The organism is Pseudomonas sp. PB120 (assembly GCF_009761815.1).
In the GTDB taxonomy this organism is placed as follows: domain Bacteria; phylum Pseudomonadota; class Gammaproteobacteria; order Pseudomonadales; family Pseudomonadaceae; genus Aquipseudomonas.
On sequence record NZ_RWIN01000141.1, the window covers coordinates 84,062 to 101,879 of the forward strand.

Sequence of the window (17,818 nt, forward strand, 5' to 3'; positions counted from 1 at the left end):
AAACAGGCGTCCTTAAGCGTCCGCCTATAGGCGGACGCTTTGTTTCCACTAGGCCGAACGTCGCATCGGCGTGATATTGAGTGACGCTGGCTGCCTGGCGCCATCGGACTCAGCCAGCAGGTGCGTGGCCATGAAGTCGACAAACACACGCAGCTTTGGCGACCGGTAAGGGCTGGCGGGCCAGACGGCGCGAAAGGTGCCGCTGTGCTCGACATACTCGGCCAACACCTCAACCAGCGTGCCGTCAGCCAGTTGTCGCCGGCAAGCCAGATCCGGAATGCACACAATGCCCATCCCCGCCTCCGCGAGCGCAATCAAGGGCTCGACGGTGCTGGAAATGGTCGTCACCGGCACCACCACTTCGTCACCCTCAAGGTCGGCACGCAGCGGCCAGCGCTCCAGCTTGCCGTTGCTGGGGAAGCGATGATGCAAACAGGAGTGATCGACCAGGTCGGCCGGTTTGAGCGGAATACCCGCACGCTTGAAATAGGCCGGCGACCCCACCAGCTTGAGTTGGTAGTTGCCCAGGTTGCGGGCAATCAGCCGCGAATCGGAAGCCTCTCCGGCGCGCACCACCACATCGAATCCTTCGTTGACGATATCGACCAGGTGATCGGAAAAATGCAGGTCGAGCTCGACCTCCGGATAGGCCTGCATGAAGGCTGTGAGTGTCGGCATCATCAACAGGCCGGTCAGCGGCAGGCTCACCCGCAATTTGCCACGAGGCGCACCACGGTTTTGTGCGAGTCCCGCTTCGATGGTTTCCAACTCATTGAAAATGCGCTGGCTCCCGTCAAGCACCTGCTGCCCTTCTTCGGTCAGCTGAATGCTGCGTGTGCTGCGATGAAACAAACGCACACCCAGACGCTGCTCAAGCCGTGCCACCGCCTTGCCCACGGCCGATGCTGAAATCCCCAGCTGATTTCCAGCCTCGGTGAAACTGCGGGTCTGCGCCGCGCACGAGAAGATTTTCAGGGTACTGAGGTTTTCGAGATCGTTCATGGGAGGCAGGCCTTTTGGTTGAACCGAGGCCCATGCTAGGCGCGAACCCACCATCAAATGGGCCAAAATACCAACGTTTCGGGCCATTCATTTGATCGTTGCTGGCGGTAGCTTTATCGCCTTTGAAGGGGTCGTCAGTTAAGGGGCTTGTCCGTTGCCAACCAAATTGTTTAAAAAATCTCAGTGAATCTGTAGGAGCTAGCCTGCTCGCGAAAAACTTCAGGGCCTCGAGGTGAGTCAGGCAGCCAGCGTTATCGTTGACGACCATCGCGAGCAGGCTCGCTCCTACAGGGTTACTGATAGCGACTAGAGCGACGCCTCGATCCGTTTCGCTGCACCTTCATCGACCCAGGCATGCCAGACTTCCGGGTGTTCCTTGAGGAACATCCTCGCCAGCTTCGGCGATTCGATGCGTTCGCGGGTCATTCTTGCCAGGTTTTTGTTCAGCAGATCGATGGGAATGTTGACCTTTTCAAGCACCGCGACCAGTTCGGGGGCTTGTTCATGGAACGCCTTGGAGAGCCCGACCATGGTGACGACGTCTTTGTTGGCGCCGGTCTTTTCTTCCAGTCGTACCGCGTCGATCTGCCCCATCAGCGGTGTCGGTGACCAGTAGTAGAACAGCACCGGCTCACCGCGCTTGTAGCTTGAGAGCACAGCGGCATCCAGGGCGGCACCGGTACCGGGGCGGAAGTTGGTGAAGGTGTTTTCCAGGCCGTACTCCTTGAGCATCTCGGTGTTGTCCTGCTCACAGATCCAGCCGGCTGGACAGTTGTAGAAGCGGCCCTTGGACGGCTCCTCTGCATCGTGGAAAACAGTGGCGTACTTGCTCAGGTCGGCGACGGTTTTGAGGTCGGGAGCTTGGGCCGGCCGGTTGCGTTTGGCATCGCCCTCGACGACATAGCGCGGTACGTACCAGCCTTGAGTCGCGCCAATGATCGGGGCGCCAACCCCGATGACCTTGCCGGCGGCCGCCGCTTTTTTCCAGACTTCGCTGCGCTCCATCCACTCTTCGCCAAACACTTGGATGTCGTTGCCGGCCAGCGCGGTCTCCAGAATGATCGTGTTGCCCACCAACTGATCCGTGGCACAGCCGTAGCCGTCCTTGAGCACGATCATCATGATGTCGGTGAGCAGCATCCCGCTCTCCCAGTTCAGCCCGGCAAATTTCACCGGCTTGCCCGACTCGCACCATCCCGACGCCTGGCTTGAAGCACTGCCAACGAGCAGGCCAAGGGTGAGCAACGAGGCCAGCAAACTCTTCCTGTTTTTCATAATCAGACGCTCCGAATCATTATTGTTGGGGGCAGCGAACTGTTGTGTGCGGCGTGCGCAAACATGTGAAGCGAAGGTGTGAATCAATGGCTCTTATTATTGGGGCAAAACTTATACGGTCGGGTCAACGGAGGTCCGCCCGTAGAACAATTGGCGGGCATAGGCGCTGAATTCGACATTGGGCTGATCCACATACGCGAACACCGCATTGAGCCTCAACCTGTCGCCTTCTACCGGCGTGACCCGGTGCAACGAATAGCGGCCACGGAACAAGGTCAGGGTGCCCGGCACTTGAGGCAGAACCTCGATCTGTTGCGTATGAGGGTCATCGAGGAACGCTCTGACCGCGTCATAACAATCGTCGTGTTCATTGCGCAGCATGCGCACGTACTCAAAATCCCCGCCCGCGCTCGCGGCCTGAAGGGACAGCGTGACGCTGAAGTCGGATCGGTCGAAGTGCCACCCCAATTCCTGCCCCGCCGTGAAGCCCTGCAGGTTAAGGGCGGCCAATGGATCGGCATGGCGATAGAGCGTGTCCAGGTCCAGCACATCCTGGATGAAAGCAAGCACCTCGTCTGATCCGTAGATCTGCCGGATCAAATGCTCGGCCGGAATATCGGCGTACGCCACGGTGTCTTTAGCCGTGTTCATCAAGCGTCGCAGCGGATGGCCCAAATCAACGCTTTCGTCCTGCGGCTTGAAGTAAACCGTGTGGGTTTCCCGAAAGTGAAACATCTGCGAATGCAGCGCAAGGGTTTGCTCCGCCATCGCGACAACCGATGGGTCGCGAACGAAACCCGGGAAAATCGCAACGCCCTCTTCACCCAGCAACGACTGGCTGTGAGCGACCAGTGCGAGGTACGCGGGGCTGGCGCGATCGGTAATGGGGTAACGCTCCAGATCGACGAGATCGCCCAGGGTTGGCGCAGGTTTGAAAGGCAGGGTAGTCATTATTGTGGGTCTCCGGTGGCTCTGCTGGATTCAGATTGCATCGGCACCAAAAACAAGTCACGCTCATAATTTTACGCAATTTTGTGAATTATTTTCAGGTCGAGACCCCATGAGACTGACGCTGGATCACCTGGTGATGTTGCAAACCCTGGCGGAAGTCGATTCGGTGACGGCGGTCGCCGAGCGTCTATGGCTGACACCTTCGGCCGTCAGCCACCGCATTCGCGAAGCCGAGCGGCGACTGGGGGTGAACCTGACGGAACGCTCAGGAGGAAAGCTCAGGCTCAGCCCCGCCGGCGTGCGCCTGGAACGCGCCGCCAAAGACATCATCGCCATCCTCAACGAGGCCGAGTCGGAAGCCCGGTCCATGGCCGGCGGCGTCACCGCGTTTGTCCGCATGGGCGTCACCTCCTACGGCCCGTTTCGCTGGATTCCAAAATTCATCAAACACTACTCGAGCCTTCGCCCCGACATCGAAATCACCCTGGTGACCGTGCCCCGCAACGACGTGTACGCGAGCCTGATGCAAGGCAGGCTGGATGTGTCCATCATCGATGACGGCATGGTGCCGAGCGGTGTCGCCAAGCTGCCGCTGTTTCGCGACGACTTGATTGCGATCATGGCCACCGATCATCCCCTCGCCGGAAGGAAAAACATCTTCGCGGAGGACTTCAAGACCTACAACCTGGTGACGTATTCAACGGACCGCGCCAGTGGCTGGGAATACGACCGGTTCTTCGCGCCGGCCAGCATCTTGCCGCGCCGCATGATCACCGTGGAGTTGATCGAAGCCATCGTTGAACTGGTTCGCTCAGGGTATGGAATCAGCATATTGCAACGGGACTTGGTGACCCCCAGCCTTGAGCGCGGGGAACTGGCGTGGGCCGCCCTGAATGACGGCCTCGACATCGCCTGGAACGCTATCGTCCGCCCTTCGGAACGAGAAGACAGCGAGGTCAATAAAATGGTGATGGAGTTGAACACCTGGATTAAACATGCAGGGAATTCTGAAGCCCGCTGATCCATCGCGGGCCCGCGAAAACAAACGCCTTATCGGCGACCCTGCATGCTTGGGGTTTACCGTGAATGTTCTGTTTGTTCAGGCAAACCACTGCTCAACGCTTACCAGATGCTCACCGTGTAACTCACCAGCAGCCTGACCTCATCGGCATCACGGGCAAAGTTTGAGCGATAGGTCGCGTTACGCAGCCGCACGGCGACGTTTTTCAGTGCGCCGCTCTGAACCACGTATTTGATTTCGCTGTTGCGCTCCCACTCTTTGCCGGTACTGCCGTTTTTCAGCTTTACATCATCGCCGCTCACATAACGGCTCATGAAGCTCAGGCCGGGAACGCCCAGGGCAACGAAGTCGTAGTCATAACGGGCTTGCCAGGAGCGCTCTTCGGCGCCGGCAAAGTCGTTGATCTGCACGAAGTTGACCAGGTAAGGGTCAGTGCCATCCACGTAGGGAAATGCGGTATCGCCGGACATCTGCTGGTAGGCCGCACTGAACTTGTGGCCACTGAGGCCATAGCTGACCAGACCGTTGAGCGAGGTGTTGTCGATATTGCCGCCACGCGCCTGCCCCTGGTCACTGCTGAAGGCGGCGCGCAGGTCGCTGGCGAAGGTGCCCGGCCCCCATTTCTGCGAGGTGGTCAGCCCTGCAAAATGCTGACGATAGACATCGTCAAGTTGGGCGAAATAGTAACTGCCGGTGATCTTGTCGGTGAACTTGTAGTCCAGCCCCGCCGTATCGAAATGGTTGCCGGACACGGTGCCGAGAAACCGGCTGTTCTTGTTGTTCAGGGCGATGTCTTCCCGGTTGGTGTCATCGCGGTCCTTGGCCTTTTCCAGGCGCCCACCCGTGAAGGTCAGGTTCTTGATTTCCTTCGACGTCAGGAGCCCGCCTTCAAAAGTCTGCGGCAGGATGCGTCCGTCATTGGCCTTGAGGATCGGCAGCTCGGGGATCTGCGTTCCGACCTTCAACTCCGTGGCGGAGATCTTCACTTTGCCGGTCAGGCCGAGCTTGGAGTACTCATCGGCGGCGCGGCCATCATCATGGGTCGGCAAGAGGCCTGTACCGGTTCGGTCCGGGCTGGAGTCCAGTTTGACCCCGAGCATGCCCAAGGCATCGACCCCAAACCCGACGACTCCGTCGGTGTAACCCGACTCCAGATTGAGCATGAAGCCCTGGGCCCATTCGTCACGCTTGGACTGTTGGGCGCTGGTGCCGTCGCGGAAATCGCGGTTGAAGTACATGTTGCGGGTTTCAAGGCTGGCGCTGCTGTCTTCGAAGAAAGCGGCGTAGCCCGATGGCGAGACGCCTGCCAGGACGGCGGCGCTGGCAAGGGCAGCGGGTTGCAGGCGGAAATTACGGACAGGCGCAACGGCCTGAGGCTGCAGGAACAGCTTCATTGACGACTCCACTATTGTTCTTATAAGTGCCGGAAACACAAAGAGGTGTATGCCGGTGGCGCAACAGGGTGACGTGTCAGGTCGACCCGGCAGCGATCCTAAGGCCGGGAGCTTTCGACAACCTTTCAGCGCGGATTCTTTGTGGGGCTGGCGTCACTGGCTGGGGAAGCCGAGTGCAATCTGCGAAGCGCATTCACCGAGAGGCAGCAGAGGCAGGATCGCTGTCGGTGCAGAACGAAGACGCGGGGAATCAACTTCCCCGCGTCCAGAGGCTTACATGTCGTAGCGCAGAACCAGACCCACCGTGCGCGGTGCGCCGGCATCAATGATGTCGCCGCTGCGGTTGTTGGTGATGTATTCCTTGTCGAAGGCGTTTTTCACGTAACCGGAAACCGCGACGTTCTTGGTGATCTTGTACTCGGCGTTGAAGTTGGCCAGCCAGTAGTTGTCGGCCTTGCGCTCCCCGGTGACCTGACCCGCGTCATCGAACTCGTACTCCGACGGCGACGTGCTCTGCCAGATGACATCCGAGTTGAGGGTCACACGGTCATTCCAGCGATAGGTCGCGCCCAATGCCATCTTGTACTTGGGCGAAAACAGGAAGTCTTCGCCGCTCATGTCGCGGCCGTCGCTGGTGACGAAGTCCTTGTACTTGCCATCGGTCACCGAGGCACCGGCGTTCAGGGTCAACTGCTGGCCGACGTCTTTTTCGACGGAAACTTCCAGGCCCTTGATATCACTGCGGCCGGCGTTGAACACATCAAAGAACTCGGTTTGCGGGTTCACGACACTGACCTGCTGGTCTTTCCAGTCGGTGTAGTACAGGTTGGCGCGGGTACGCAGGGTCTGGTCCATGAACGAACCACGGTAGGACAGCTCGTAGTTGGTGGTGAATTCCGGATCGTAGGCCTGGTGACCACTGCCGGCACGGACGTTGACGCCACCGCCGCGATAACCTCTCTGCACCATGAAGCCCACGAACTGATTGTCCGCCAGCTCGTAATCGATACCCAGTTTCGGCAGGACGGCATCGGACGTCTGCTTGTCTTTGCCCGGCTCGGAGAAATCATCGGCCTTGACGTCGGTGTCGTTGGTTTCGTGGTCGTAGCGCAGGCCGGTGATCAAGGTCCAGCGCGGGGCGAAGGTCCAATTGACCTCACCGAACACGGCCTTGTTCTCGATCGTGGTATCGCCCTTCACGGTGCCGGCTAATTCATCATCGAAAAACAGCCGATCGCGGAAGTTGTTGGTGTTGTGGCCGTAGTAGAGGCCGGCAAAACTCTTGATCGTGTCCGAGCTATAGTTCAGGCGAAGTTCCTGGCTGAACAGGTCGCCGTATTGCTTGCGCAGTACTACTTGGTTATCGACAGCGGATTGGTCGAAATCCAGGCGCGCATCGTAGTCGGAGTCGGTGTTGGCCGTGAGACTGGTGATGGACCAGGCATCATTGAGGCGGTAGTCGACCTTGGCACTGACGGTGTCCTGCTTGAGTTTGTCGTAGGCGTCAGTGTTGGAGTCGATTTTGTAATAGCGGATCTTGTCGCCCTGGCGAATGACCGAGTTATCGCCCTTGCGGCTTTCACCGTGGGCATAGGTCAGCAGCACATCAAGATCGTCGTTGGGCAGAATCAGCAGCTTGCCACGGGCGTTCGCGGTTCGGGTCTTGTTGGCGTCATCGCCGTTGAAGAGGTTGTCGATGTAGCCGTCGCCTTCCTGGTAATCCACGGCGATACGGCCGGCGATCTTGTCGTCGACGATTGACCCGCCACCGGCCAACGCGCCGCCGCGCTCACCGTAGGTCCCCCCGCTGGCCTGCGCTGAAAGGCTCGGTTCGAAGGTCGGATTCTTGGTTTGAATAACCACTGCACCGGCCAGGGAGTTGCGGCCCTGGGTGGTGGATTGCGGGCCCAGGAACACTTCGACCTGCTCGACGTCCCACAGCGGCATCGGGCTCAGGGTCAGGGCACGGTTGGGTTGCACAGCGCCGTCGACGAACACCGAGACCGCGCCATTGAGCGCGGCCGGGCCCTGGTCGTCGAAGCCGGAGACCGGCACGCCACGGATACCCCAGTTTTCGTTGCCAGACGTGTTGTAGACACCCGGTGTGCGGGCGAACACATCGACGAGGCTATGGTCTTCCTTCTCGCGCAGTTGCTTGTCTGTCACCACGGCGACGCTCGACTGGGTCTTTTCCAGGGAGCGGTCGATTTTTTCGCCCTTCACCGTGATCGGCGCGATCTCGAGGGCACTTGGCTTTTCATCCGCCCATGCACTGGTGGTCAGACACACTGCCGACCCTATAGCCAACGCCATTGTATTCTTTTTGAAATTCACGCCCCGCCCCCCTGCGCCCGATTATTTGTATTTTTTCCTACGTCCTTAACGCCACATTCCTACGGCCGGCGGGAGTCTAATTCAAAAAAAACGCCAATGGAACAGTATTGATAATCTATCTCATTAGCGTTTTTATCAGCGCTATGTATCTACATGGATACATTTGAGGGGGCATTTTTGACGAGCCGCTCAGCTGTCCTGGTAGATGTAGTTCAGGTAGCTGACCTGCTCAGCCACAGGCAGTCGATGCAGCTTTGGGCAAGATTCGCAGAGTACCGGTGGCGTTCCTTCGACAGGCTCGTGCAACTGATAGTGCAGGCAGCAATGCCGACGCAATGGCAGGCTGGGACAAATGTGCGGCGCGGGTGATTCCACGATGCGTTGCAGGCTTCGCAACTTCAGGCGCCCCTCGTTCACCGTGGCCTGCTCCAGCCACTGGTGCGCCTCGGCGAATCCGTCCCGTGACAAGTCGGCATCCATTCTGGCGAACGCGCCGTCCCAGATCGCGACCATGTTGCCCCACAAAATTTTGGGGGCCAGGCCGCCGGCGGCAGCCAATGTGGTGAACAGCGGAGCCAAGTGTTCGTGTGTAACGCGTGACCAATAGGCCGACCTTTCTTCAGCACTTATGGCCGGTAGCCGGGCGCCCAATCCCAGTGCCAGGGGTTGGCCGTCATCGTGAAACAGCACGACCTCCTCGCCCCAGAAATCGATCGCGCAATCACGCGTGAGGGCGCACGCCAGCGCGGCTGGCAAAGCGATGCTCATGTAGTTCATCGACCACTGCGACACCACGGCCGCACGATTCACCCCCGGATACAGCAGGGCGAAATGGCTCAGCAAAGGATGCAGCACGGCCGCTTCAGCCAGTTGGCTGACCGGGATAGAAGGCTGATCTCCCGGTTCACTCCGGATCACACGCTGTATCGGCGGCCACGCCTGGCTTAGCCATTCTGGGAATTCGATGGCAGGTCTCCCGTGGCTTTCCCTAATGAATGCAAACGATTAGCATTGGCAGATCCTATCCTCCCTCCCCTGCAAACTCAACGTCATCAACGACCGGGCTCCCCAGATACATGCACACACTCCGCAACTTCTGGCGTCTCGCACGACCTTTCTGGGTATCCGAACAACAATACCCGGCGTTGCTGCTGCTGTTGGCCGTCGTGCTGATGACCCTGTGCCTGGTGGGCGTCAACATCCTCACCAACTTCTGGAACCTGCACTTCTACAACGCCTTGCAGGACAAGGACTACGCCGGATTTCTGCTGGGCGGCCTGCAGTTCATCCTGCTGCAGATCGGTACGGCGGCCTTCACCGTGGGCGCGTTTCACTTCCAGCAAAAGCTCACTTTGCGTTGGCGCCGTTGGGCTACCCAGCATCTGCTCGGCCAATGGCTGGGCAGCCAGCGTTACCAAAAACTGAAACTGACCGAGACCGACGTCGATAACCCCGATCAGCGAATCGCCGAGGACATCGACCTGTTCATCGTCAAATCGCTCAAGTTGAGCCTGGGGTTGCTGACGTCGGTGGTGTCGCTGTTTTCTTTCCTGCACATCCTCTGGCAGGCGTCCGGCCTGGTCAGCGTGCCGTTCGCCGGCGAGTCCGTGATCGTTCCGGGTTTGCTGGTGTGGATTGCCCTGGTCTACGCGCTGTTGGGCACCGGCCTCGCGTTCTGGCTGGGCCGCGCATTGCCACGGCTCAACTTCATGCAACAGCGCCGCGAAGCCGATTTTCGCTTTTCGCTGATGCGCCTGCGGGAGAACGCCGACCCGGTCGCTCAATACCGGGGCGAAGCCGTGGAAAACGCGCGTTTCAACCAACGCCTGGAGGCGGCGCTGGAGAACTTCTGGGCGCTGGTGAAGAAGCAGAAACTGGTCATGGGCTACTCGACCTTTTATTTGCGCAGCGCCACGGTCATCCCGATGTTCATCATGGCGCCGCAGTTCTTCGCCGGGGCTTTTCCCCTCGGCCGCCTGACCCAGATCAGCGCCGCCTTCGGCGAAGTGCACGCGGCCATCGCCTACCTGGTGGAAGTGTTCCCCGAGCTTGCGGCGTGGAAATCGGTGATCGACCGTTTGAACGGTTTCCAGGAGCGTCTGGACAACGTCGAGATCACGTCAGGCGTGACCTTTGAGCATGAGCCTGAAGGCCTGCATATCAGGGATCTGGACATTTGGCTGCCGAACGGCCGACGCTTGCTCGAAGGCTTCAATCTTTCACTTGAACCCGGTGACAGCCTGCTGCTCAGCGCGCCCTCGGGCTTCGGCAAGTCGACACTGATTCGGGCGATCACAGGGCTTTGGCCCCATGCCTGCGGCTCGACCCACTACGACCGCGAGCGCGCCCTCACCCTCTCACAAAAACCCTACCTTCCGTTGGGCAGTTTGCGCGAGGCGCTCTGGTACCCCAGCCCTCCGAAGCTCAACGAAGAGGCCGCGCTGCGCCACGCCATGCAGCAACTCGGCCTGCAACACCTGAGCGAACAACTGGATGAGGACAGCGACTGGACGCAGACCCTGAGCGTCGGTGAACAGCAACGCTGTGCGTTCGTGCGCGCACTGCTGGCACGCCCGGCGGTGCTGTTCCTCGATGAGAGCAGTTCGGCGCTGGATTCGGAAAACGAAACCCGCTGCTATCAGTTGCTCAAACAAACACTGCCGGAAACGATCCTGATCAGTGTCGGCCACAACGCCTCGCTGGAGCGCTTCCATTGGCACGTGCTGGAACTGCAAAGTGAGGCGCAGTGGGTGCAGCGAAAAGTGAAGCAACCCGTATGAGTTCGGGGTGCTTCACGGACTTTTTACTGCCGCTCGTTCAGCAGCTCGGCGATCAATTGCGCGGGCTGCATTTTCGCTGACTGCGCCACCTGATTGAGCGAATCGCTGGACGACGTCACCGCCAGCCCGCGTTGACGCAGTCGCGTCACCAGTTCATCGGGCGTGTTCTTGAACAGTGCTGCGCTGTCGGTCAACGGTGCTTTGGTCACCAGTTGCACCGCTGCAAAGGCCGGGTTACCGCCTGGCTTGCCACCGGAGTTCGGGATGGCGAAAGGCATCGCCACCAAGAGCGACAGCAACAGCGGAACGAACATCGTCTTGCGTTTGAAGTAGCCCATCAACGGGCCCCAGTTCTTCCACAAGTGCAGCACGAACGGCACGAGCAACACCATGCTGAGCCATTCATGCATGCCATGAAACAGCGCGGGCGCCCAGTGGAAGAACAGCGCCACTCCGGAAATCATCGAGACGAGGAAGAAACCGGTGGTCAGGGGAGTGGCATAACGATTGATCAGGTTTTTCAAGGCGGGGGCATCCATGGGTCCGTGTTCCTGATAGCCGGGGGTGGGCTTACGGGATTGATCACAAACAAAATTATTCGATGTTATTACGCTGCGAATGATATCGCTGATGGATGTAAAGAGTTTGTAAGCCAAGGTAAAGATTCAAACTACATTGAGCTAAATACGGTCGACTTCACGCATACCTGAGGTGGTACCAGCCTCTGTCTTTATCAACTTGCAAATCGACTTGATAGAGTTCTGAAAGAGCGTGCGCCGTCAACACTTCGTCCTTGGGACCATCGATCAAAATACGACCTTGTTGAAGAAGAATAACCCGGTCTATTTCAGGAATTATTTCGTGGACATCGTGCGTGGTCAGAATGACGCCGCGTGTGGCATGACAGAAATCCCGCATCAGATTCAGGACCGTCTTGCTGGCACCCACATCCAGGTGATTGGTGGGTTCGTCAAAAATCAACAGTTCAGGGTGATGAATGAACGCCCTGGCCAGAATCAGGCGTCGCTGCTGTCCGGCGGAGAGCCTCTGGAACATCAGGTATTGACAGTCAGGCATCCCGATGACCTCCAGCATCGCCCGCGCATGGGCATATTGCTCGGGTGATGGAATAAAGCGGTCATGACAGCCAATTGAACCAAAGAATCCGGACACCACAACGTCCAGCGCTTGAGTGAACGGGGTGTAGTCCTCCTGGAATTCCTGAGACATAAAACCAATTCTTTCACGCAGTTCCCACAGCGTGATCTTTTCGCTTTCAAACAACTTGAAGTAACTTCCCTCCCCTTCCACGGGATAAATTTCGCGAGCGATCAACTTCAACAAGGTGCTCTTGCCCGCCCCGTTCGGGCCTAATATCGCGACACGCTCACCTGCTCCAATGGTTAACGAAAAGTTGTCCAGCACTTGAGTTTGATGCTGAAAGGCACTGACGTTCTTGAATTCGATCATGGGCAATGACTACTTGAAATAGCTCAGGTCAGGACAGCACCCGGATGTGTTCGGAATGACAAAAACAGTGAAGGCGTTTGACTTCCGGCCCGACCCGCAAAGTCTCTTCATCTGTTTTTGGCATCCCTCTTGGCTGTTTGCCGGCCCGCTTCAACCAGCGACCCAGCGGGTCAGGCTGGACTCAGGCACTGTGTGAAAAAACGGAAGCAAAATCCTTACCCTCCGCCTTCTCTTCAGTTGGCCGTTTCATGCCCGCCATCCGGTGGTACTCATTGAAAATTGCGTCGGCCTCGGCAAACGGCAATACGTTCTCGATGTCCTCGAAACGCTGGCCACCGGTGCGTTCTTCAACGATGCGCCGCACCACTTCAGGGCCATCACCGCGGTTGGCCATGACGATGCGATTCGCGATTTCCCGGCGCTGGGCTTCGTAGTGTTTCAACGCTTCGACCGGGTCTTCAATGGTCGCCAGCGCCTCGGCAATGACGCGGGCATCAACCAACGCCTGGCAGGCACCATTGCCCCCACGCGGGTACATCGCATGGGCCGCATCGCCCATCAATGTCACACGGCCGAACGACCATTGCGGCAATGGATCGTGATCCACAAGGGGAAACAGATAGACCTCACGGGCATTGCGCAGCATCTCGCCGACGTTGATAAAGTCGAGTTCGCACTCGTCGAACATATGCGCAATTTCGGCGACATCCGCTTCCTGGTTCCAGTCTTCCATGCTCTCTGGACGACCGTTCTGCTCCACCACCCAATTGACCAGCGTCAGGCCGCTGTCGTCGGCGTTGTCCAGAATCGGGTAGACGATCAGGCTGCCTTTGCTCGGCGCACCAATGTGCAAAATGGTGCCGCCCTCTTTGAACGGTTTCATGAGGGTCACGCCCCGCCACAGGGTGATCCCCGAGTAGTGCGGTTCAGTCGACTCGGGAAACAACTGATTGCGAATGGCCGACTTGATCCCGTCACCGGCAATGGCGATGTCGGCACGCACTTCGATGGGCAGGCTCATCGCCTCGTTGGTGGTGGAGACAAAGCGCACGGTCACCCCGGAATCGTCTTGTTCGAAACCGGTGCAACGCACGCCCATCACCACCGAGTCCGGCCCCAGGCGCTCGATCACCGCCTTGTACAGGATCATCTGCAAAATGCCGCGGTGAACAAAGCGCTGGCCATGGGGATAGCCCATGTGCACACCGCACTGCTCGGTGTAGATCTCCTGGCCGTACTGGTTGAAATAGGCCGACTCCACGGCATCGACCGAACGCGCATTGAGCTCATCCAGCAGCCCGACTTCGGTGATTTCACGCGTGCCGTAGGGCTGGGTGACAATACCCACGCCCAGGGGACGCAGTTCAGGGGCCGCTTCATAGACACGCGGTTTGAAACCTTGCTCGTGCAAACGCAACGCGGTCATCAAACCACCAATGCCCGCACCCACTATCGCGATATTCAACATCACTTCTCTCCAGCAAATGGTGAGGTTGAAACAGGTCAACCCCGGTACTTTTTGTTGTCGAGCCAGCCCCTCAGGATGCGCCTGGGAGACCGACCCGGATGAATAAACGGCGTCGGCTCAATGCCCGGCGACAACCACGCTGGAACCATCGGACCACTTGGGAACGATGCCCCGGGCCAGGATGGGCAAGCGGGCAACGCAGGCCAGGAGTGCAATGACGATCACACCCTGCATGGAAATCGGCAGGTCACCGCTCATCGCGGCAAAACAGACGGGACCGCTGAGCAATACGCCCAACAACGTCAGCTGCGTGACCAGACCGCTGGTAGCGCCGATGCTGCCGGCCGATGGCGAGACGTTCGGCACGAACGACCACATCCCGGTGAGAATGCCGCTGAAAAACATCAGCACCCACGAACAGGCAATGGAACCGGCGATACCGATGGGCAGTGCATAGATGGCGAACGCCGGGACGCCCGTGGCAATGATCGCAATGATGCCGACCCTGACCGGCGAGAAGCCCTGGTTCAGCAACTTGCCAAACAGCAGGCAACCCATTGCGTTGAGCACCATCGCACCAATGTTCCAGGCGTTGATCTCCAACGGATCGGCGCCGTAATGGTTTTGCAGGTAAGGCGCCAGCGTGGCAATCACACCGACATGCAAAAACGCATCGCCACCAATCGAAATGCCCAACAGGTAAGGCCATGGCGAACGCAGCACCGACACCAGGCCACTGGTGCGTGAAGGCTGCTCGGACACTTTGACCCGCGCCGGAACACACAGGTAGGCGACCAGGGCAATGACGATCGTCACCACCGCATGCCCCCCGAACGCAAAGCGCCAACTGCCCGCACTCGCCACCCAGCCCGCCGTGAGGAAGGGAATGATGAAACTGACGGGGACGAATGTCGCCCAGACGGCGATGGCCATGTGGCGCTGTTTTTCATGGGTGATGCGGATCAGCAAAGTGATCGCCGAGACCGCCATCAACACATACCCCACCCCGGAAATGCCGCGCCCCACCAACAGGGTTTGCAACGTTGGCGCTGACACGACCACCGCATCACCGACGACCAGGGCGACGCTGCCGATCAACAACACCCGTTTGTCGCCGAAGCGGTCCACCAGATAGCCGACCAGCAAGGCGCCTACCACCACCATGACCGAAGGCAACGACATCACCAGCCCGATCACCGAGGGGCTTTCGGGATGAAATTCAGCCGCAATCGCGTCCAGTTGCGGAACTGCCCCGCCCACGGTCATGGCCGCCAATACCCCCAGGCTATAAATTACGGCCACACGAAAAACAACCGACTCAAACAACTTGTTCATTTAAGACTCCAGGATTATGTGCAGCGCCATTACTTCCACCGCAGGCTTCATTCAGTGATCGTTCAATCGATCAAAACATGTGAATCCAGCGAATATTCATATGAAACCCGGAAACGGCATTTTTCTCGGTGACCGGCACATAAACGTTACTCAGCAAGACATTGTTTCGATCAATCTGCCAGGCACCGCCCGGCCCCATGGAAAAGTCCGTAGTACGACTGTCCGTGGTGCGATGACCGTTTTCCTTGTCTTCTTGAAGTTGCTGGAAGTAATAGCCGTTAAGCCCAAGCCGCACACTGGGCCAAAACTCATAGGACGCCGTAAAGTTGGCCCACAGTGCATCACCGGCTTGAAAGTCATCAACACCTGGTGGAACAGCGTTAGGGTCGTTATTGGTAAAGTTGTACAGGTAGTTGATGCGCGTCGACAATTCCACTTTCGGGGTCGGCAAATAAGTCATTGCCCAGTAAGGGTTGATCGATGAGAAACCGGAGCTTGCATTGACCGCCTTGGAGTTGTCGTAGCCACCGGTCGGCGACATCACGTTCAAGGCAAATCGCTGCACAAACACCGGGCGCCCGTCACTCATGACCGGGTCCATCTGCAAGAAAGCGCCCCAGGTAATGTCGCCGAAGTTCACACCGGGATCGTCCTTGAACTCAACCATGCTGCCAGCGTCCTCTCTGGCTTTGTTGTAGACGATGGGCAACAGCGCCTCGACGCCGATATGCCCATCAAACAATTTATAAGGCGTGGTGTAGGCCAAATGGGAAATCAGTACCGTCGAGTCGACTCGTGGATCATTGAAGATCGGTTTTTGATCCCCGGCATGATCGCTGATTTTATCAACGGCTTTATATTGAAGCAGTTCAATCATGGTAAGACCCGGATCAAACCGGCCGAAACCATCCATGAAACTGGTGCCACCCAAGTTGATGCCCGCAGGTTCGTAACTGGACGCTTGTGCAGCGAAGGCAAAAGCAGTCAATACACTAACGCTTACTGGACGCGCAAGGCGCCCGGCAACTTTCGACAAGGTATTCATTTTTATTGTCCTTAACGATCATTTTTATTATTTAAACAACAGCAGACAGCACGGCAGGCGAACCTGCCTTACAACAACAAACATGTAACTAACAAAAACTTAGAGAGTGACTTCCCTGACAAAGGAAACACTGCCCATTTTCTGGTCGGCATCCACAATCAATCCCTCCAGGCTTGTCGGGTCACGGGCGATACCAAAGGCCACGCCATCAGGTCGTACCAGGACTGCAACCGCCTCGAATTGCTCGAGCCAGCGCGTGATGAAACCACCTTCTTCCGCGCAATAAATGGCTTCGTTCTCGAAACCGGGTTGCTGACGGTTATCGAGGCAGACCACTGCACTGGCAAACAGGCACGTACTGTCGGCAAACAGCGCGTTGGCTCGCTTGACCCATCGAGCCTCACGACACACCAGGTAGAACTGCCCCCGGGTGACATCATCCAGACGCGCCCGCGGCAATGACGGCCCACTGACCCATGGCTGCGGGAACAACTGACCTGCCCCGGCGCCCAAGACCGCTTCATCGTCGAAGTGCAAAAGGCCTGCGGTCAGCCCGGGAATGAATGACTGGCGCACGGTTTGCGCCACGCCCGAGTTCAGCTCCGCAAGCAGTCGCTCGTCGCGCAAGCGAGCAGCGCCTTCATCCAGCTCGCCGATGATCAGCCCGAACGACTTGGCGGTGGCGACGACTTGCTGCACGTGGGGCCGTCGTTCCGCCATGTAGGTGTCCAGCACCGCCGGATCGGCCAGCCCTCTGGATACGGCATCGAGTTTCCAGGCCAGGTTATAGGCATCGCGAACACCGGCACACAAACCCTGCCCCATGAAAGGCGGCATCTGGTGCGCGGCATCGCCCAGCAGGAATACACGCCCGTCGCGCCATTGATCGACCACCACCGCGTGAAAACGGTAGATCGCCACGCGTTGCACCTGGACGGAACGGGTATCGACGAAGGTGGACAGCACGGCCTCCAGGTGGGCTGGATCATTGAAGGACTCCGGCGATTCACCCGGCAGCACTTTGATCTCCCAACGCCGCAACTTGTCCGGTCCGACGATGTAGGTCCCCGGCCGGGAAGGTCGGCAGTACTGCACGCACCGTTCAGGCAGTTCGATGTCGTCGAGCAACTGCACGTCGACCACGACCCACCACTCGTCAAAATCGAGGTCGTGGATGCTGGCGCCCATTTGAGTACGCACCGCACTGCGCGCGCCATCACACGCCAACAAGTAGCGCCCGCTCAGCGTCTGAACCTGGCCCTCGCCATCGACCAGATCGACTTCGACACTGTGTTCGCTCTGGCGATACTCGACCAGACTGTGCCCCAGGAAAACCTTGACGTCGCTGAAGCGTGCGACGCCTTCGCGCAGCGTGGCCTCCAGCGCCGGCTGGTAGAACATATAGGTCGGTTCCCAGCCCAGCGGGCCCGGTGCCGGCATGGGGTAGAAGCGCTTGATGACTTGCCCTTGCACACCGACGAAATCGGTTCCCGGGTGAGCGCAGGTTCCCCGCATGACCTCATCGGCCAGGCCCGCCGCCTGGAACGCCCGGGTCGCTTCGTGATCGGCGGTGATCGCGCGAGGCTTGTCGAAAATGGCCTTCTCGCGTTCGATGACGGCCACGCGCATGCCCATCGTGCCTAGCAGGTTGGCCAGGGTGGCACCGGTGGGTCCGTAACCCGAGATGATTGCGTCGAATGTCTGCATGGTTGTTTTCTTCTTGTTCAAGACACTTGAATCGTT

Annotated in this window: 14 protein-coding genes and 1 pseudogene; 2 read left to right on the forward strand and 13 right to left on the reverse strand. The window is 58.4% G+C overall.

Features of this window, described 5'->3' with window-relative positions; translation table 11 throughout:
* Positions 1-48: 48 nt before the first annotated feature.
* From EJA72_RS25620 to EJA72_RS25630, 4 genes and pseudogenes are all read right to left on the reverse strand, one after another.
* Positions 49-1,002, reverse strand: a complete 954-nt coding sequence (locus tag EJA72_RS25620; protein ID WP_157714675.1) for a LysR family transcriptional regulator — start codon at positions 1,000-1,002, stop codon at positions 49-51.
* A gap of 190 nt (positions 1,003-1,192) precedes the next feature.
* Positions 1,193-1,270, reverse strand: a pseudogene (locus tag EJA72_RS29430) (outer membrane lipoprotein carrier protein LolA); the annotation flags it as partial.
* 38 nt (positions 1,271-1,308) lie between these two features.
* A complete protein-coding gene (locus EJA72_RS25625) occupies positions 1,309-2,277 on the reverse strand; it encodes an ABC transporter substrate-binding protein (RefSeq protein WP_157714676.1) in 969 nt (322 codons plus the stop codon).
* Between the two features lie 111 nt (positions 2,278-2,388).
* Positions 2,389-3,228 carry a hypothetical protein gene (locus EJA72_RS25630; protein WP_157714677.1) on the reverse strand — a complete coding sequence of 280 codons (840 nt, stop codon included), beginning with the start codon at positions 3,226-3,228 and terminating at the stop codon, positions 2,389-2,391.
* A gap of 109 nt (positions 3,229-3,337) precedes the next feature.
* On the opposite strand from EJA72_RS25630, the gene EJA72_RS25635 reads away from it, so the two are divergent.
* On the forward strand, positions 3,338-4,249 hold the full coding sequence (locus EJA72_RS25635; RefSeq protein WP_157714678.1) for a LysR family transcriptional regulator: 912 nt from the start codon (positions 3,338-3,340) through the stop codon (positions 4,247-4,249).
* Between the two features lie 101 nt (positions 4,250-4,350).
* Here EJA72_RS25635 and EJA72_RS25640 read toward each other — a convergent pair whose 3' ends face one another.
* The 3 genes from EJA72_RS25640 to fhuF form a co-directional block, all read right to left on the reverse strand.
* On the reverse strand, positions 4,351-5,643 hold the full coding sequence (locus tag EJA72_RS25640) for an OprD family porin (RefSeq protein WP_157714679.1): 1,293 nt from the start codon (positions 5,641-5,643) through the stop codon (positions 4,351-4,353).
* A 273-nt stretch (positions 5,644-5,916) separates the two neighbouring features.
* Entirely contained in the window at positions 5,917-7,977 is a 2,061-nt protein-coding gene (locus tag EJA72_RS25645) for a TonB-dependent receptor (RefSeq protein WP_178129583.1), read from the reverse strand.
* A gap of 189 nt (positions 7,978-8,166) precedes the next feature.
* Entirely contained in the window at positions 8,167-8,847 is a 681-nt protein-coding gene (fhuF, locus tag EJA72_RS25650; protein WP_372240748.1) for a siderophore-iron reductase FhuF, read from the reverse strand.
* Positions 8,848-9,053: 206 nt separating this feature from the next.
* Here fhuF and EJA72_RS25655 point away from each other — a divergent pair, with 206 nt between their 5' ends.
* Positions 9,054-10,757, forward strand: coding sequence for an ABC transporter ATP-binding protein/permease (locus tag EJA72_RS25655; protein WP_157714681.1), 1,704 nt, complete (start codon positions 9,054-9,056; stop codon positions 10,755-10,757).
* A gap of 23 nt (positions 10,758-10,780) precedes the next feature.
* Here EJA72_RS25655 and EJA72_RS25660 read toward each other — a convergent pair whose 3' ends face one another.
* The 6 genes from EJA72_RS25660 to EJA72_RS25685 all read right to left on the reverse strand — a co-directional run bounded on the left by EJA72_RS25660 (position 10,781) and on the right by EJA72_RS25685 (position 17,782).
* A complete protein-coding gene (locus tag EJA72_RS25660) occupies positions 10,781-11,296 on the reverse strand; it encodes a DUF4405 domain-containing protein (RefSeq protein WP_157714682.1) in 516 nt (171 codons plus the stop codon).
* A 157-nt stretch (positions 11,297-11,453) separates the two neighbouring features.
* Positions 11,454-12,227 carry an ABC transporter ATP-binding protein gene (locus tag EJA72_RS25665; protein ID WP_157714683.1) on the reverse strand — a complete coding sequence of 258 codons (774 nt, stop codon included), beginning with the start codon at positions 12,225-12,227 and terminating at the stop codon, positions 11,454-11,456.
* A 181-nt stretch (positions 12,228-12,408) separates the two neighbouring features.
* Positions 12,409-13,695: an FAD-dependent monooxygenase gene (locus EJA72_RS25670; protein ID WP_157714684.1), complete on the reverse strand. Its 1,287-nt coding sequence runs from the start codon at positions 13,693-13,695 to the stop codon at positions 12,409-12,411.
* Positions 13,696-13,812: 117 nt separating this feature from the next.
* A complete protein-coding gene (locus tag EJA72_RS25675) occupies positions 13,813-15,030 on the reverse strand; it encodes an MFS transporter (protein WP_157714685.1) in 1,218 nt (405 codons plus the stop codon).
* A 70-nt stretch (positions 15,031-15,100) separates the two neighbouring features.
* The gene (locus EJA72_RS25680) at positions 15,101-16,075 is read right to left on the reverse strand and encodes a transporter (protein WP_157714686.1); all 975 of its coding nucleotides are present in this window, start codon (positions 16,073-16,075) and stop codon (positions 15,101-15,103) included.
* A 99-nt stretch (positions 16,076-16,174) separates the two neighbouring features.
* Positions 16,175-17,782: a bifunctional 3-(3-hydroxy-phenyl)propionate/3-hydroxycinnamic acid hydroxylase gene (locus tag EJA72_RS25685; RefSeq protein WP_157714687.1), complete on the reverse strand. Its 1,608-nt coding sequence runs from the start codon at positions 17,780-17,782 to the stop codon at positions 16,175-16,177.
* Positions 17,783-17,818: the final 36 nt, after the last annotated feature.

Excerpts from the sequence above, each read along its gene's own strand:
- EJA72_RS25620 (WP_157714675.1), bottom strand. The coding sequence starts at position 1,002 with ATGAACGATCTCGAAAACCTCAGTACCCTGAAAATCTTCTCGTGCGCG.
- EJA72_RS25625 (WP_157714676.1), bottom strand. The coding sequence starts at position 2,277 with ATGAAAAACAGGAAGAGTTTGCTGGCCTCGTTGCTCACCCTTGGCCTG.
- EJA72_RS25630 (WP_157714677.1), bottom strand. The coding sequence starts at position 3,228 with ATGACTACCCTGCCTTTCAAACCTGCGCCAACCCTGGGCGATCTCGTC.
- EJA72_RS25635 (WP_157714678.1), top strand. The coding sequence starts at position 3,338 with ATGAGACTGACGCTGGATCACCTGGTGATGTTGCAAACCCTGGCGGAA.
- EJA72_RS25640 (WP_157714679.1), bottom strand. The coding sequence starts at position 5,643 with ATGAAGCTGTTCCTGCAGCCTCAGGCCGTTGCGCCTGTCCGTAATTTC.
- EJA72_RS25655 (WP_157714681.1), top strand. The coding sequence starts at position 9,054 with ATGCACACACTCCGCAACTTCTGGCGTCTCGCACGACCTTTCTGGGTA.
- EJA72_RS25660 (WP_157714682.1), bottom strand. The coding sequence starts at position 11,296 with ATGGATGCCCCCGCCTTGAAAAACCTGATCAATCGTTATGCCACTCCC.
- EJA72_RS25665 (WP_157714683.1), bottom strand. The coding sequence starts at position 12,227 with ATGATCGAATTCAAGAACGTCAGTGCCTTTCAGCATCAAACTCAAGTG.
- EJA72_RS25670 (WP_157714684.1), bottom strand. The coding sequence starts at position 13,695 with ATGTTGAATATCGCGATAGTGGGTGCGGGCATTGGTGGTTTGATGACC.
- EJA72_RS25675 (WP_157714685.1), bottom strand. The coding sequence starts at position 15,030 with ATGAACAAGTTGTTTGAGTCGGTTGTTTTTCGTGTGGCCGTAATTTAT.
- EJA72_RS25680 (WP_157714686.1), bottom strand. The coding sequence starts at position 16,075 with ATGAATACCTTGTCGAAAGTTGCCGGGCGCCTTGCGCGTCCAGTAAGC.
- EJA72_RS25685 (WP_157714687.1), bottom strand. The coding sequence starts at position 17,782 with ATGCAGACATTCGACGCAATCATCTCGGGTTACGGACCCACCGGTGCC.